The sequence below is a fragment of the Lacinutrix salivirga genome, assembly GCF_053604675.1.
In genome coordinates this window covers 33,267-47,307 of the sequence record NZ_JBSHNP010000050.1, presented here as the reverse complement: position 1 = coordinate 47,307, position 14,041 = coordinate 33,267, and the positions used below count along the sequence as shown (strand labels likewise).

The window sequence follows — 14,041 nt, the reverse complement described above, 5'->3', positions numbered from 1 at the left end:
ATGAGAGTTGCAGAAACCAATAGGCTACATATTGTAAAATTTACAATTGCTGATGCTCCATTTTTTAAAACATTAGTAAACACTCCTGGCTGGTTAAAATATATTGGAGACCGAAACATAAAAACAATTGTGCAAGCAAAAGACGCTATTAAAAACGGACACCTTAAAAGTTACCAAGAAAACGGTTTTGGCTTTTATAAATTGCTTTTAAAAACCGAAAACAATAAAGCAATAGGAACCTGTGGTCTTATTAAACGAGAACAATTAGACCATGTAGATATAGGTTTTGCAATGCTCTCAGAATACGAAGGCAAGGGTTTTGGTTTCGAAGCATCGCAAGCTATTTTACAATTAGCAAAACACACCTTTAAATTAAAAACTATAGCAGCAATAACGCTACCTGAAAATAAATCGTCTATTAAATTAATAGAAAAATTAGGATTATCTTACGCCAAAAAAGTAACCCCTTTTAAAGATAATAATGAAGAGTTGCTCCTCTATTTAAAACAATTAGATTAAAATAAAAATGATAATATACAACGTTACAGTAAACATAGACGACACAGTACATGATGAGTGGTTAAATTGGATGAAACAAGAACATATTCCACAAGTTTTAGCAACCGGAAAATTCGAAAAAGCAACACTTTCTCATATTTTAGTTAAAGAGGAAATGGGAGGACAATCCTACTCAATACAATACAGATCTTACTCTCGCCAAGCTTTAGACGCCTACTATCGCGAAGATGCAGAACGTTTACGAGCAGAAGGCCTTAAAAAGTTTGCCGATAAAATGCTAGCCTTTAGAACCGAACTAAATATAGTGGACGAGTATAACGTTGAGTTTAAATAAAAATCATGTCAGTAAAAGCAAAAAAACATTTAGGTCAGCATTTTTTAACAGATGAAACTATTGCAGAAAAAATAGCAAACTCATTAAGTTTTAAAGGCTACAACCACGTTTTAGAAATAGGACCAGGAATGGGCGTGCTTACCAAGTATTTACTTAAAAAAAAGACCACAACTCACGTTATAGAAATCGACTCAGAATCTGTAGATTACTTAAAAAACAACTATCTAAATTTAGCAAATAGGATTATAGAAAAAGACTTTTTAAAATACGATTTAAACGAGGTTTTTAAAGGCGAATCCTTTGCAATAATAGGAAACTTCCCATATAATATCTCTACTCAAATTGTATTTAAAACCTTAGAAATGCGCAATCAAATTCCGCAGTTTTCAGGCATGTTTCAAAAAGAAGTTGCACAACGTATTTGCTCTAAAGAAGGCAGTAAAGTCTATGGTATATTGTCGGTTTTAACACAAGCCTTTTACAATGCCGAGTATTTATTTACTGTACCACCAACAGTATTTAATCCTCCTCCAAAAGTAGAATCTGGAGTGTTAAGGCTCACCAGAAAAGAAAATATAAATTTAGAGTGTGACGATAAAATGCTCTTTAAAGTTGTAAAAGCAGCATTCCAACAACGCAGAAAAACACTACGTAATAGTTTAAAAGCTTTTAATTTATCCGATAATTTAAAAGCAAATGTTATATTTGGCAAACGTCCAGAACAATTAAGTGTAGAGGCCTTTATTGCACTAACTGTTTTAATAGAAAACGATCAAAACGAAGCGGTTTAAACCACTTTAACAACCAATAAATCAAACTTTTTGAGCGAAGAAAAAGAAAATATTCAATTTGAACTTACAGATGAACTCATAGAACAAGTAGAACTTCTTGTAGCTAATAAAAGCGATAAAGAACTAAAACTACTTTTAAAGGATTTTCATTATGCAGATGTTGCCGAAATTCTAGACGAACTAAATCTAGAAGACTCTGTTTACGTTATCAAATTGTTAGATTCCGAAACCACTTCGGATATTATTACAGAGCTCGACGAAGACACCAGAGAAAAAGTACTCGATAACCTTTCGGCTAAGGAAATTGCAGAAGAAATTGAAGAGTTAGACACAGATGATGCTGCAGATATTATTGCCGAACTCTCAGAAGAACGACAAGCAGAAGTAATCTCTAAAATCGAAGATCAAGAGCATAGAGACGAAATTACAGAGCTCCTAACCTACCAAGAAAACACAGCTGGTAGTTTAATGGCAAAAGAACTAGTTAAAGTTTACGAAACTTGGACAGTTGCAGGCTGTTTACGTCGTATAAGAGGACAAGCAAAAGAAGTTACCAGAGTACACTCCATTTACGTGGTCGATAAGCAAGAAAAACTAATAGGTCGTTTATCTCTAAAAGATTTAATTGTTGCTAAAAGCGATCAAAAAATTGCAGAAATTTCCAACGCTAATGTAGATTATGTGCATGTAAATGATGATGTGGAAGATGTTGCAAAAGTAATGGCAAAATACGATTTAGAAGCCATCCCAGTAATAGACGACCAACACACACTCTTAGGTCGTATTACAATTGACGATATTGTAGATGTAATTAGAGAAGAAGCCGAAAAAGATTACCAACTAGCAGCAGGTATTTCTCGCGATGTAGAAGCAGACGATAGTATATTAAAATTAACACTTGCAAGACTGCCATGGCTACTCATTGGTATGTTTGGAGGCTTAGGTGCAGCAAGTATAATAGAATATTTTAATCAAGACATGGGAAGCTTTATTGTGCTCCTAAGTTTTGTACCTTTAATACAAGCAACAGCAGGTAATGTTGGTGTACAATCCTCTGCCATTGTAGTACAAGGCTTAGCAAACAACAGCATAGATGGTAAAATTTTAAAACGTCTATTTAAAGAATTTATATTAGGCCTAGTCAACGGATTTGCCATAGCATTAATAGGTTTATTAATTACTCATTTTGTTTTTGGAACACCATATAATATTTCAATAACCATAGCAATAGCACTTATTGCAGTAATAGTAATGGCAGCACTTATTGGCACATTTATACCTATATTTTTAGACAAAAGAGGCATAGATCCTGCAGTAGCAACAGGACCATTTATCACAACAAGTAACGATGTATTTGGAATTTTACTCTATTTTTCGATAGCAAAATTAATTTTAGGATTTTAATAGCTTTAGGGCGTTCCCAAACTAATGCAAAAAAGCATTAATTTGGTCAGGCTGTCACTACTCGCTTTTTTTGAGAAAAACAAAAAAGAGCTCAAACAGGCCGTTCCATCCTTAACGCAAAACAGAGTAACTTTAAACACTAGAAATTAATGTTATGAAAATTCTTCATTTAGACACAAATCATCCTTTATTAATAGAGCAACTTAATGCACTAGGCTTTACTAATCACGAAGACTATTCAGCTTCAAAACAAGACATTCAAAATAAAATTGCAAACTACGATGGATTTATCATTAGAAGTCGCTTTTCAATAGACAAACACTTTTTAGATGCAGCAAAACACTTAAAATTTATAGGTCGTGTAGGCGCAGGATTAGAAAACATAGATTGTGATTATGCCACGCAAAAAGGCATCTATTTAATTTCTGCACCAGAAGGCAATCGCAATGCAGTTGGCGAACACAGTTTAGCCATGTTACTCTCTTTATTTAACAAACTCAATAAAGCAGACCAAGAAGTGCGTTCCGGAAAATGGCTAAGAGAAGACAACAGAGGCTTAGAATTAGATGGGAAAACCATAGGTTTAATTGGCTACGGAAATATGGGAAAAGCCTTTGCAAAAAAACTACGTGGTTTTGATGTCTCTGTGTTATGTTACGATATAAAACCAAATGTTAGCGATGCCAACGCCAAGCAAGTGACCTTAAAAGAGCTGCAAGAAAAAGCAGATGTGTTGAGTCTTCACACACCAGAAACACCATTAACAATTAATATGGTCAATGCTTCATTTATAAACGCGTTTAAAAAACCATTTTGGTTAATAAATACAGCACGTGGTAAAAGTGTAGTGACAAAAGATTTAGTAGAAGCCTTAGTTTCCGAAAAAATATTAGGCGCAGGATTAGACGTTTTAGAATACGAAAAAGCATCGTTTGAAAACCTATTTAAACCCACTCCAAACGCTAAAGATTCAGAAAATACAAGTTATGGTTTAATGCGAAAAGGAAAAAAATCGCATATTCCAGAGGCATTTCAGTATTTAATACAAGCTAATAATGTACTATTAACACCTCACGTCGCTGGTTGGACTTTAGAAAGTAAAGAAAAACTAGCGCAAACTATAGTTAATAAAATTAAAGATAAATTTTGTTAACTTGTAAGCATAAATTTTTTTTATGCAAAGCAAAGCAGAATCTCCAGAAGCCTATATTGCACAATTGCCAGAAGATAGGAAAGTAGCAATAACAGCACTTCATGACCTTATAATTAACAACATGCCTAAAGGTTTAGAGGCAGGAATGGGTTATGGTATGTTGGCCTATTATGTGCCAAAGTCAATATATCCAAAAGGGTATCATTGCAAACCGTTTCCGCCTTTGCCTTTTATAAATTTAGCCTCTCAAAAAAACTTTATTGCGTTATACCATTCTGGTATGTATGCTAAAAAAGAAGTGTACGATTGGTTTGTTGCAGAATATCCAAAACATTGTAAATACAAACTAGATATGGGAAAAAGCTGTGTGCGATTTAAAAAAATAGACGACATTCCTTACGAACTTATTAAACAATTGCTAGGCAAAATGAGTGTTAAAGACTGGATAACTATATACGAAACTACAATACATAAAAAATAATGAGTGATAATACACCAAAAGTAACAGGAATTGGAGGTGTTTTTTTTAAAACAAAAAACCCAAAAGAAACAAAAGAATGGTATGGTAAACATTTAGGCTTAGCAATTACGGAATATGGCTCTTCCTTTGAATTTAGAAACGCAAACAGACCAGAAGAAATTAATTATTTAAGCTGGAGTCCTTTTGAGGATAATACCACCTATTTTGAACCTTCTAAAAAAGAATTTATGATTAATTATCGTGTTCAAAACATAGAAGCTTTAGTCGCTAATTTAAAACAAAACAACGTCACAATAGTAGATGACATTATTACGTATAGCTATGGGAAGTTTGTACATATTATGGATAACGATGGTAATAAAATTGAACTTTGGGAACCTATAGATAAAGTATTTACTGAAATGGGAGGAGAAACCACTAAATAATAGCTGTTAATATTGCCTTGGAAAAAACTAATAATCAATTGGTTGTAACTTTTTTAAAAACAATGCATTTTTTTATTAACTTTAGCCATAATTAAATCAATTTAAAATGTCAGACGATAAAAATTTAAGCGAAGATCTAGACGATATGTTAGATAACGCTAAAGAAGGTGCTAAAAAAGCTGGAGACAAAGCTAAAGAATTTGGTAACGATGCTAAAGAAGCAGCAAGTGACTTTGCAGACGATGTAAAGGATTCTGCCAAAGAATTTTCTGAAGATGCTAAAGCAGTACTTAGCGACGGAAAAAATGTAGCAATTATTGCTCACATCACTTTAATAGGATGGATCATTGCTATGGTAATGAACCAAAACGAAAAGAAAACCGAATTAGGTTCTTTTTACATTAGGCAAACACTTGGAATCTTCCTTTTAGGGTTTTTAAGTATTATTCCTCTTTTAGGAATTTTAATTGCTTTACTTTGTTTTGTAATGTGGATTATGAGCTTAGTTGGCGCATTAAGCGGAGAGAAAAAACCAGTATTTTTACTTGGAGACAAATTCCAAGACTGGTTTAAGTCTATATAAAACAAACTAAAACCAAGGCTAAATTAGCTTTGGTTTTTTTATTGTATTTTTTATTGTGATATTGCAATATCACGATTTATTTTTAAACAAAAATTAATAATGGGATTTACGAAAAAACACATCTTTAATTCTAATCAAAATCAAGTGGCTAATTACACTAAAGTACTTGGCCATCCAGCAAGGGTTTCGATTATACAACACATTAGCGAAAATAAAAATTGTAATTGTAACCAACTGGTAAAAACAATTGGCTTAGCGCAACCAACCATTTCGCAACACCTTTCGGAGATTAGGAAAATTGGACTTTTAAAACAAAAAATTAAAGGTAAAAATCTTTACTACTCTATTAATTTAGATAAGCTAAATGAATGCAGGCGTGTAGTCAATGACTTTTTTGTTAAAACACAAGTAAACTGTAGTAAATGAATATATTAGTATTATGCACAGGTAACTCTTGCCGAAGCCAAATGGCTCATGGCTATTTAGCACACTTCGCCAAAAACAAAGCAACTATTTATAGTGCAGGAATAGAAACGCATGGTTTAAACCCAAATGCAGTATCTATAATGGCAGAAGATGGTATTGATATCTCAAAACATACCTCCAACCACATCGACACGTATAAAGCTGTAGATTTTGATTATATACTTACTGTTTGTGACCATGCGAATGAAAATTGTCCTTATATACCTAGTAAAAATGCAATACGTTTACATCGTAACTTTTTTGATCCTTCAAAAGTTTCTGGAACAGATACAGAAAAACATGCTTCGTTTGTAAAGGCTAGAAATGAGATTAAAGCCTATTGTAAAGCTTTTGTAGATAATAATTTAAACTAAAAATCACTCTTCTTCATTAAGCATATAATCTATTGGCAGTGTATCTCCTATACGTTTTTCAGACATTTTTCCTCCAAAACTTAAACTCTTAACTGGAGAAAAAACACCATAAATATCAATTATAAAATACTCTGTTAATGGCACAAAAAACGACTGTTCTTTATTTTTATATAAAATACCAAGCTGTTTAGGAATTCTTATTTTAACTACATTTTGAGCCTCTAAAGTTTTTCTATAAATATAATGCTCTGCTTTAACCTTAAAACCCTTACTGGTTATGTCAAAATCTTTGCCTAACTTGTTGTCTCTTAACGTTCTCATAAAGTGTAAAACCGAGCCTTTATAAGTTTTTTCCCTTCTTTTTAAAATTCTTTTATTATTATCTTTGTTTAAATCTTTAAAAAAAGTGGTGCCAGAATAATACACAGATTTTATGCTGTATCGTGTCTCAGGCTTTTCGGTCGAGTCTTTTTTTCTTTTAAATTTATAAGCTATAAAATTTATTTCAAAATCATTAAAATCATAAAGCAATTTATAGTTAAGTCTTTTATTTATAATTATTAATTGCTGATTTGCTGTGGCTGTTAATTGCTTAGTTTTTTTATTAAACTGTAATTTTATAGCGTCTTCGTTAAGTATAGTACATGATTTTCCGTTTTCTGTAAGTCCTAAAAATTCATTCCTAAAGTAATTAAGCTTTTTCTCTCTAGACCATTCATCTTTAGAGGTAAGTACAACTTCTTCTAAAGAATTAATATCTTCATCTAACAAAAATTTGTAAACAATGTTAGGTTTATAGTCTTCTAAAATAATTTTTTGATAGCCTAAATAAGAAATTATTAATGGTGTTTTAGAGCCTTTGTTGTACTCTATTTCAAAATAGCCTTTACTATTTGTGATTACTCCTTTGGTGGTGTTGTCAAAATAAATCGCAGCACTTTCTATGGGAGAATTAGTTTTACGGTCTAAAACAATTCCTTTTATGTTTTGAGAAATAAGACTACTGCAAAAAGAAAGATAGAAAAAATAGAATAAGTAATTACTCTTCTTCATTTTCAGAGAATTTACGCTCTAATTCTGCTTGAAATTCTTCCATTACAGGTCGAACAGTACTTTCTGGCAAATCTGCGATTTTAATATACATTAATCCATCTACAGCATTATTAAACATTGGATCGACATTAAAGGCGACCAACCTTGCGTTTTGTTTAATATATTTTTTTAGTAAAACAGGAAGCCTTAATGCTCCAGGTTCTACTTCATCAATAATTTTATCAAATTTATTTAAATCTGCCTCAGTGGCATCAAATACAAAATCCTTATCTGCATCTTTTAGTTTTACTTTAAATTCTTTTTTAGGATGTACATATTGTGCAACATAAGGATCGTAATAATGAGATTTCATAAACTCAATCATTAACGATTTTGAAAAATTAGAAAACTGATTACTAATACTTACACCTCCTATTAAATATTTATGCTCTGGATGACGTAATGTGGTATGTACTATCCCTTTCCATAATAAAAATAAAGGCATTGGTTTTTGTTGGTACTCGGCAATAATAAAAGCGCGTCCCATTTCTATAGACTGGCTCATCATTTTATACAATTCTGGTTCAAACCTAAATAAATCCTGAAGGTAAAACCCATCGATACCATGTTTGGCAAAAATTTGAGAACCTAATCCCATTCTGTAAGCTCCTGCAATCACTTGTGCTTCGTTATCCCAAAGAAACATGTGATGATAATAGGTATCGAAATGATCTAAATCTATAGCTTCGTTTGTACCTTCTCCAATTTCTCTAAAGGTAATTTCTCTAAGACGACCAATTTCTCTTAAAATATTAGGAATACTCTTGGCTGTTGCCAAATAGACTTCATAATTTTTACTTGTTAATAACTTACAATCTTTTTCTGCTTGAAGACTTTCAACTTCTTGTATAATGGCTTCTCTACTAACTGGAGTAATAATTTGTTTTGGTAATTTTGGAGGTTTTAAGCTTGAAGAAATAGTATTAATCATTTTCTCTTTTGGCTCAAAAGCATTAGAAAGCATGTAGGTTTTCTTTCTTAAAAACTCTGAATAATTCTCTAGACTTTCGTGCTCTTGCTGGTCTTTTACAGAGATTGGTTTACCTATTCTAACCTTAATTACTCGTCGTTTTTGTGTTAATAATTCTGAAGGTAATTTAGCCGTTCTAAAAATATCGCTTATACGAGAGAGCTTATAAAATAATTTACTGTTTTTAGCATGAAAGTATATTGGTACAACAGGCACTTCGGCCTTTTTAATTAGCTTCATTGCTGCTTCTTCCCAAGGTTTATCAACCATTAGTTTCCCATCTTTATATGTAGAAACTTCACCTGCTGGGAAAATACCTAAAGGGTGTCCTGCTCTTAAATGAGAAATAGCATTTTTAAATCCTGCAATACTAGATTTTACATCTTTTCGATCTTCAAAAGGATTTACAGGCATTATATAAGGCTTCATTGGCTCTATACGATGAAGCAAGAAGTTTGCTATAATTTTAAAATCTTCGCGTTGCTCTAACATCAATTTTAACAGCAAAATACCATCTATTCCTCCCAAAGGATGATTAGATACTGTAATGTAAGCACCATCTTTTGGTAAGCGTTTTAAATCTTCTTCTGGGATTTCAAATTTTATTTGAAACTCATTTAAAATTCCTTCTAAAAACTCAAGTTCTGATAAATGTTTATTTCTATCGTAAATTTTATTTAACGTAGAAATTTTTAATAGCTTCATTAGTAACCATCCTAAAAAAGTGCCAATAAAACCGTATTTATCTAGTTTTATGGCTTTTGAAACCTCTTTTGCTGTTACTAATCCCATTTAATTATTTAAAAGTGTGTTGCAAATGTAATAATAAGTTTAATTAGTTACTATTTGCATGGTTTCTTGAAAAACTTGCTTTAATAAAACGTTTTTTTCGTGTTCTAATTGCTCAACTGCTTTGGCATCAAAATGCCTAATAGTATATAATGAAACGTTTTTGTGACACGTTACTTTAAACTTTGCTTTTAAATGTAATAGTAGCTTATCTAAATTATTATAGTTGTTATCTATACAAACCGAAAAGCTTATTGCAGAATTCTGGATCACACCTACTTTCATTTTATATAGTGCTAATAGATTAAAAATTTCGCTTATATTTTCTTCAACTATATAACTAAAATCCAATGTAGATAAAGACAATAATACCTGATTTTGTTTTAATATAAAACAAGGTATATGTGGTGTTATTCCTATTAATTTATTTACTGTGGTGCCTTCATTTAAAGGATTTAAAAACGATTTTACATGTAACGCTATTTCCTTTCTTTGTAAAGGTTGTAATGTTTTTGGATGTATTACAGAGGCACCATAAAACGCTAATTCTATGGCTTCTGTATAAGAAATATTATTGAGTAATTGCGTATGCTCAAAATAACGTGGATCTGCGTTTAATACACCTGGAACATCTTTCCAAATGGTTACACTTTCAGCATTTAAACAATAGGCAAATATTGCTGCAGTGTAGTCACTACCTTCTCTACCAAGTGTGGTTGTAAAATTGTTAGAATCACTACCTAAAAACCCTTGTGTGATGTTTAATATGCTTGTATCTACATTATTAATAATATTAGTTTGCGTGGTTTCCCAATTTACGTTTGCATTTCTGTAATAGTCATCTGTTTTAATAAACTCTCTTACGTCTAACCACTTATTTTTATAGCCATTGTCGTTTAAATAATAACTAATAATAGTTGTAGAAATTAGTTCGCCATAACCAATAGTTTGGTCGTAAACATAGTTGTAATCTGGTGATTTATTAGTTTTAAAAAAGGCGTCTAACTCGTTGAAAAAGGACTGTACTTTTTTAAAAACCTTGTGGTCTTCATTTTTAAATAAATCTATTAAAATAGTTTTATGAAACGCTTTTACCTCTTGTATTGCAGCAGTTAATTCTTCTTTATTATTAAAATATTTATCGATTACATGTTCCATTGCATTGGTCATTTTTCCCATTGCAGATACTACAATTAGCGTATTGCTGTAATCCGTTTTTTCTAAAAGCGATATTAGGTTTTTAACGCCTTTTGCATCTTTAACAGAGGCTCCACCAAATTTAAATATTTTCATTATTATAGTTTAGAGAGGTAATTTTTTATTCCGTTTTCATCGAGTTGTACCAAATGCCAGTTTCGCATAATATTAGCACCTTTTTTTTCGTAAAATGTAATTGCAGGTTCATTCCAATCTAAAACTTCCCAGCCAATTCGTTTTACGCCTAACGAGTTTCCATACTTAATAACTTCGTCTAACAATGCTGTCCCTAAACCTGTTCCACGCATAGATTCTTTTACAATTAAATCTTCTAAATGCAATGCTTTTCCTTTCCAAGTAGAGTAACGAATGTAAACTAATGCTGCTCCTACAATTTTTTTATTAGATTCTGCTACAAAACAGGTAAATGCATTTTGCGATCCAAAACCATCGTTTTGCAAATCGGTAATTGTGATTTCTACAGCATCAGGTTCTTTCTCAAAATTAGCTAATTCTTGTATTAATTCTAATACAAAAGCCATGTCTTTCTTTTCTGCTTTTCTTATTAAAAAATCCATGCTATAAATTTAGTTCAAAAATAAATTAAAGTAAGTATATTAGTCTTTAATTTATGAACGAAAACGTTATAGTTTAACAAAAAATACGATATTTGCACAAACCTTTAGTATCTAAATAAGCACAATATATGTCTAGAAAAAACCAAACGTTAGGAGAGTTTATAATCGAAAATCAATCGTCTTTTAAATACACTTCTGGCGAGTTGTCGCGTTTAATAAATTCTATACGTTTAGCAGCAAAAGTAGTTAACCACGAAGTAAACAAAGCTGGTTTAGTAGATATTATTGGTGCAGTTGGAGACACAAATATACAAGGTGAAGACCAACAAAAATTAGATGTGTATGCTAACGATAAGTTTATACAAACGCTAACCAATAGAAATATTGTTTGTGGTATTGCCAGTGAAGAGGAAGACGATTTTATAAGCATAAACAGCCAAGATGAAAACAACCAGAATAAATATATTGTACTTATTGATCCCTTAGATGGTTCCTCTAATATTGATGTAAACGTTTCGGTTGGAACAATTTTTTCTGTATATAGACGTGTAACTCCTGTTGGAACACCTGTTACTATAGAAGATTTTTTACAACAAGGTAACCAACAAGTGGCTGCAGGTTATGTGGTTTATGGCACCTCAACAATGCTAGTTTATACCACTGGAGATGGCGTTAATGGGTTTACGCTAAATCCAGCAATTGGTACATTTTACTTATCGCATCCCAATATGCAGTTTCCTGAAAATGGTAATATTTACTCTGTAAACGAAGGCAATTACAGTCACTTCCCTCAAGGCGTAAAAAATTATATTAAATACTGCCAAATGGAAGAAGAAGACAGACCATATACCTCTAGATATATAGGTTCTTTAGTTTCTGATTTCCATAGAAACATGATAAAAGGAGGTATTTATATGTATCCTAAAAGTTCTAAAAACGAAGCTGGAAAATTACGTTTACTATACGAATGTAACCCAATGGCATTTCTTGCAGAGCAAGCCAACGGGAAAGCAAGTGATGGTTTTAATAGGGTTTTAGACATACAACCTACTGAGCTTCACCAACGTGTACCTTTTTTCTGTGGTAGCAAAAACATGGTTTTAAAAGCCGAAGAGTTTATGCAAAAAGGTAAGTAAATCCTTTATTTTAAGCTTTTTATTTCTATTTTTGTGAATAGCAAATTTAACCCTAACTACAATGGCAAAAGATAATAAGTCAACTTCTACAGAGCAAACTAGTGGACCTAATAAAGATGCAAATTCAAAAATTGATGCCATAAAACAGCTCATTTTTGGAGAAAATATTCAAGCGTATGACAGCGAGTTTGAAGCTGTTAAACATGATCTCAAAAAAAAGAAAGAAGAATTAGAAGCTTTAATTGAAGATGTTAGAAACGAGCTTTTACAAAATATTGATAACTTAGGTACAGATATTAATATTAGAATTACCGAACTTGAGAACACCTTTGATGATAAACTTGAAACATTAGACGACAAAAAACTAGATCGTAGATTATTAGGTGAACTCTTTACAAAGTTGGGTGAGAAAATAAGTCAATAATAATTCCCTCGCTTTAGCATACTACATGAACCAAGAAGATAAATTAAGTATTCTTAAAGACATCTTGCTTACAGATGAGCGTGAATATGCGTCATCTATTCATGAAAAAATAAAAATCTTAGAAGAAACCATTAACAAACAGAAAAATTTATCTGAAAAAGTAGATCCTATAATTACAGATAAACTTGAAGCATTTGTTGAAGAAATGCCTAAAACCTTAGGTCCTGCAATTACAGAAACGCTTAGGCACGAAATTAAAAATTCTCAAGCGCAAGTGGTTGAAGCATTATATCCAATTATGGGTAAAATGATAAAAAAATATATCCAAAACGAAATTGCACTCCTTACCGAAAAAGTAAATGAACAAGTAAATAATTCTTTTTCATTTAAAAATTTAAAACGAAAATTCTTTTCAAAAAAATCCGGAGCAAGTGAAGGCGAATTGATTTTGAAAGATCAATTTAAGCCAGAAATAGAACAATTAATGGTTATTGAAAAAGGGTCTGGAATAATCATGTCTGAGTATTCTAAAACTCAAAATATAGATCAGGATATGGTTGCCGGAATGTTAACTGCAATAAAAAGTTTTGCTGAAGATGCATTTCAAAAAAACGATCAGGATTTACAATATATAGAATATGACTTATATCATATTCATCTTCAAAATTTTTCCTCATATTACATCGCTGTTGTTATCTCTGGTGCCTTTAATACTGTATTTAAAAGCAAGCTAGAAGATAAACTTTTAGACTTTGCTCAAAACTACATAAACAAAGAAGATTTGGATAATAAAGAGTCCTTTTCTAATAAATTAAAAGTATATTTCGAGAATGAAAATCTCTAAAAAAATAGTCCTACTTGGACACTTTGGTGTTGGTAAATCCTCATTAATACGTCGTTTTGTAGAAAACACGTTTTCAGACAATTACAAAGTAACCATTGGTGTTCATATTTTTAAAAAAGAAGTCACCATACCAACTGGAGAAGATATTTCTCTAGTTATTTGGGATTTAGAAGGTAATGACGATATTAATAACACAAGACCTTCTTACCTATTAGGAACAAGTGGTTTTATATATGTGTTTGATGTCTCTCGACCAGCAACCTACAAAACACTAACTACAGACATAGAGTATATAAAAACTAATTACCAGAAAACGCCTTTAAAAGTCGTAGGTAATAAAGAAGATTTGGTAACTAAGGATTTTATTAAGCAGAACAGCGCTATTTTTAAGCCGTTCGTCGATTACTTTACAAGTGCGAAGACAGGGAAGAAAGTTGATGATCTTTTTTCTAAATTAGCAGAAGAGCTAATTAAATAAATCA

The 14,041-nt window shown here is 31.6% G+C and carries 18 protein-coding genes; 14 read left to right on the top strand and 4 right to left on the bottom strand.

Annotated features, from left to right (window positions below; translation table 11 throughout):
- The 10 genes from ACVC5O_RS01675 (at position 1) to ACVC5O_RS01630 (ending at position 6,529) form a co-directional block, all read left to right on the top strand.
- Positions 1–519 (top strand): GNAT family N-acetyltransferase, encoded by a 519-nt coding sequence (locus ACVC5O_RS01675; protein ID WP_452219728.1) that lies wholly within the window; start codon positions 1–3, stop codon positions 517–519.
- Between the two features lie 7 nt (positions 520–526).
- Positions 527–853: a DUF4286 family protein gene (locus tag ACVC5O_RS01670; protein WP_452219727.1), complete on the top strand. Its 327-nt coding sequence runs from the start codon at positions 527–529 to the stop codon at positions 851–853.
- Between the two features lie 5 nt (positions 854–858).
- On the top strand, positions 859–1,644 hold the full coding sequence (gene rsmA, locus ACVC5O_RS01665; RefSeq protein WP_452219726.1) for a 16S rRNA (adenine(1518)-N(6)/adenine(1519)-N(6))-dimethyltransferase RsmA: 786 nt from the start codon (positions 859–861) through the stop codon (positions 1,642–1,644).
- 30 nt (positions 1,645–1,674) lie between these two features.
- Positions 1,675–3,048: a magnesium transporter gene (gene mgtE, locus ACVC5O_RS01660; protein ID WP_452219725.1), complete on the top strand. Its 1,374-nt coding sequence runs from the start codon at positions 1,675–1,677 to the stop codon at positions 3,046–3,048.
- A gap of 154 nt (positions 3,049–3,202) precedes the next feature.
- On the top strand, positions 3,203–4,201 hold the full coding sequence (locus ACVC5O_RS01655; protein ID WP_452219724.1) for a 2-hydroxyacid dehydrogenase: 999 nt from the start codon (positions 3,203–3,205) through the stop codon (positions 4,199–4,201).
- A gap of 22 nt (positions 4,202–4,223) precedes the next feature.
- Positions 4,224–4,682, top strand: a complete 459-nt coding sequence (locus ACVC5O_RS01650) for a DUF1801 domain-containing protein (RefSeq protein ID WP_452219723.1) — start codon at positions 4,224–4,226, stop codon at positions 4,680–4,682.
- The gene (locus ACVC5O_RS01645; protein WP_452219722.1) at positions 4,682–5,107 is read left to right on the top strand and encodes a VOC family protein; all 426 of its coding nucleotides are present in this window, start codon (positions 4,682–4,684) and stop codon (positions 5,105–5,107) included. The genes ACVC5O_RS01650 and ACVC5O_RS01645 overlap by 1 nt, the downstream gene beginning before the upstream one ends.
- 106 nt (positions 5,108–5,213) lie before the next feature.
- Positions 5,214–5,690 carry a YtxH domain-containing protein gene (locus ACVC5O_RS01640; RefSeq protein ID WP_452219721.1) on the top strand — a complete coding sequence of 159 codons (477 nt, stop codon included), beginning with the start codon at positions 5,214–5,216 and terminating at the stop codon, positions 5,688–5,690.
- Between the two features lie 99 nt (positions 5,691–5,789).
- Entirely contained in the window at positions 5,790–6,116 is a 327-nt protein-coding gene (locus ACVC5O_RS01635; protein ID WP_452219720.1) for an ArsR/SmtB family transcription factor, read from the top strand.
- Positions 6,113–6,529 carry an arsenate reductase ArsC gene (locus ACVC5O_RS01630; RefSeq protein ID WP_452219719.1) on the top strand — a complete coding sequence of 139 codons (417 nt, stop codon included), beginning with the start codon at positions 6,113–6,115 and terminating at the stop codon, positions 6,527–6,529. Before ACVC5O_RS01635 ends, ACVC5O_RS01630 begins: the two co-directional genes overlap by 4 nt.
- Before the next feature lie 3 nt (positions 6,530–6,532).
- Here ACVC5O_RS01630 and ACVC5O_RS01625 read toward each other — a convergent pair whose 3' ends face one another.
- From ACVC5O_RS01625 to ACVC5O_RS01610, 4 genes are read right to left on the bottom strand one after another with little or no spacing between them, the layout of a single operon-like run.
- Positions 6,533–7,582, bottom strand: coding sequence for a carboxypeptidase-like regulatory domain-containing protein (locus ACVC5O_RS01625; protein ID WP_452219718.1), 1,050 nt, complete (start codon positions 7,580–7,582; stop codon positions 6,533–6,535).
- Positions 7,569–9,383, bottom strand: coding sequence for a GNAT family N-acyltransferase (locus ACVC5O_RS01620; protein ID WP_452219717.1), 1,815 nt, complete (start codon positions 9,381–9,383; stop codon positions 7,569–7,571). The genes ACVC5O_RS01625 and ACVC5O_RS01620 overlap by 14 nt, the downstream gene beginning before the upstream one ends.
- A 39-nt stretch (positions 9,384–9,422) precedes the next feature.
- Positions 9,423–10,673, bottom strand: coding sequence for an aspartate kinase (locus tag ACVC5O_RS01615; RefSeq protein WP_452219716.1), 1,251 nt, complete (start codon positions 10,671–10,673; stop codon positions 9,423–9,425).
- Between the two features lie 2 nt (positions 10,674–10,675).
- Positions 10,676–11,155 carry an N-acetyltransferase family protein gene (locus ACVC5O_RS01610; protein WP_452219715.1) on the bottom strand — a complete coding sequence of 160 codons (480 nt, stop codon included), beginning with the start codon at positions 11,153–11,155 and terminating at the stop codon, positions 10,676–10,678.
- A 128-nt stretch (positions 11,156–11,283) separates the two neighbouring features.
- On the opposite strand from ACVC5O_RS01610, the gene fbp reads away from it, so the two are divergent.
- From fbp to ACVC5O_RS01590, 4 genes are all read left to right on the top strand, one after another.
- Positions 11,284–12,291: a class 1 fructose-bisphosphatase gene (gene fbp, locus ACVC5O_RS01605; protein ID WP_452219714.1), complete on the top strand. Its 1,008-nt coding sequence runs from the start codon at positions 11,284–11,286 to the stop codon at positions 12,289–12,291.
- A gap of 61 nt (positions 12,292–12,352) precedes the next feature.
- Positions 12,353–12,715, top strand: coding sequence for a fructose 1,6-bisphosphatase (locus ACVC5O_RS01600; RefSeq protein WP_452219713.1), 363 nt, complete (start codon positions 12,353–12,355; stop codon positions 12,713–12,715).
- A gap of 25 nt (positions 12,716–12,740) precedes the next feature.
- Positions 12,741–13,559 carry a cell envelope biogenesis protein OmpA gene (locus ACVC5O_RS01595; RefSeq protein ID WP_452219712.1) on the top strand — a complete coding sequence of 273 codons (819 nt, stop codon included), beginning with the start codon at positions 12,741–12,743 and terminating at the stop codon, positions 13,557–13,559.
- Positions 13,546–14,037 carry a Rab family GTPase gene (locus tag ACVC5O_RS01590; protein ID WP_452219711.1) on the top strand — a complete coding sequence of 164 codons (492 nt, stop codon included), beginning with the start codon at positions 13,546–13,548 and terminating at the stop codon, positions 14,035–14,037. Before ACVC5O_RS01595 ends, ACVC5O_RS01590 begins: the two co-directional genes overlap by 14 nt.
- Positions 14,038–14,041 lie beyond the last annotated feature (4 nt).

Bases quoted from the DNA above. Each gene is read 5' to 3' on its own strand.
- ACVC5O_RS01635 (WP_452219720.1), top strand. From the start codon at position 5,790: ATGGGATTTACGAAAAAACACATCTTTAATTCTAATCAAAATCAAGTG.
- ACVC5O_RS01670 (WP_452219727.1), top strand. From the start codon at position 527: ATGATAATATACAACGTTACAGTAAACATAGACGACACAGTACATGAT.
- ACVC5O_RS01650 (WP_452219723.1), top strand. From the start codon at position 4,224: ATGCAAAGCAAAGCAGAATCTCCAGAAGCCTATATTGCACAATTGCCA.
- ACVC5O_RS01645 (WP_452219722.1), top strand. From the start codon at position 4,682: ATGAGTGATAATACACCAAAAGTAACAGGAATTGGAGGTGTTTTTTTT.
- ACVC5O_RS01595 (WP_452219712.1), top strand. From the start codon at position 12,741: ATGAACCAAGAAGATAAATTAAGTATTCTTAAAGACATCTTGCTTACA.
- ACVC5O_RS01610 (WP_452219715.1), bottom strand. From the start codon at position 11,155: ATGGATTTTTTAATAAGAAAAGCAGAAAAGAAAGACATGGCTTTTGTA.
- ACVC5O_RS01655 (WP_452219724.1), top strand. From the start codon at position 3,203: ATGAAAATTCTTCATTTAGACACAAATCATCCTTTATTAATAGAGCAA.
- ACVC5O_RS01600 (WP_452219713.1), top strand. From the start codon at position 12,353: ATGGCAAAAGATAATAAGTCAACTTCTACAGAGCAAACTAGTGGACCT.
- rsmA (WP_452219726.1), top strand. From the start codon at position 859: ATGTCAGTAAAAGCAAAAAAACATTTAGGTCAGCATTTTTTAACAGAT.
- ACVC5O_RS01615 (WP_452219716.1), bottom strand. From the start codon at position 10,673: ATGAAAATATTTAAATTTGGTGGAGCCTCTGTTAAAGATGCAAAAGGC.
- ACVC5O_RS01625 (WP_452219718.1), bottom strand. From the start codon at position 7,582: ATGAAGAAGAGTAATTACTTATTCTATTTTTTCTATCTTTCTTTTTGC.
- ACVC5O_RS01675 (WP_452219728.1), top strand. From the start codon at position 1: ATGAGAGTTGCAGAAACCAATAGGCTACATATTGTAAAATTTACAATT.
- ACVC5O_RS01590 (WP_452219711.1), top strand. From the start codon at position 13,546: ATGAAAATCTCTAAAAAAATAGTCCTACTTGGACACTTTGGTGTTGGT.
- ACVC5O_RS01640 (WP_452219721.1), top strand. From the start codon at position 5,214: ATGTCAGACGATAAAAATTTAAGCGAAGATCTAGACGATATGTTAGAT.
- ACVC5O_RS01630 (WP_452219719.1), top strand. From the start codon at position 6,113: ATGAATATATTAGTATTATGCACAGGTAACTCTTGCCGAAGCCAAATG.
- ACVC5O_RS01620 (WP_452219717.1), bottom strand. From the start codon at position 9,383: ATGGGATTAGTAACAGCAAAAGAGGTTTCAAAAGCCATAAAACTAGAT.
- fbp (WP_452219714.1), top strand. From the start codon at position 11,284: ATGTCTAGAAAAAACCAAACGTTAGGAGAGTTTATAATCGAAAATCAA.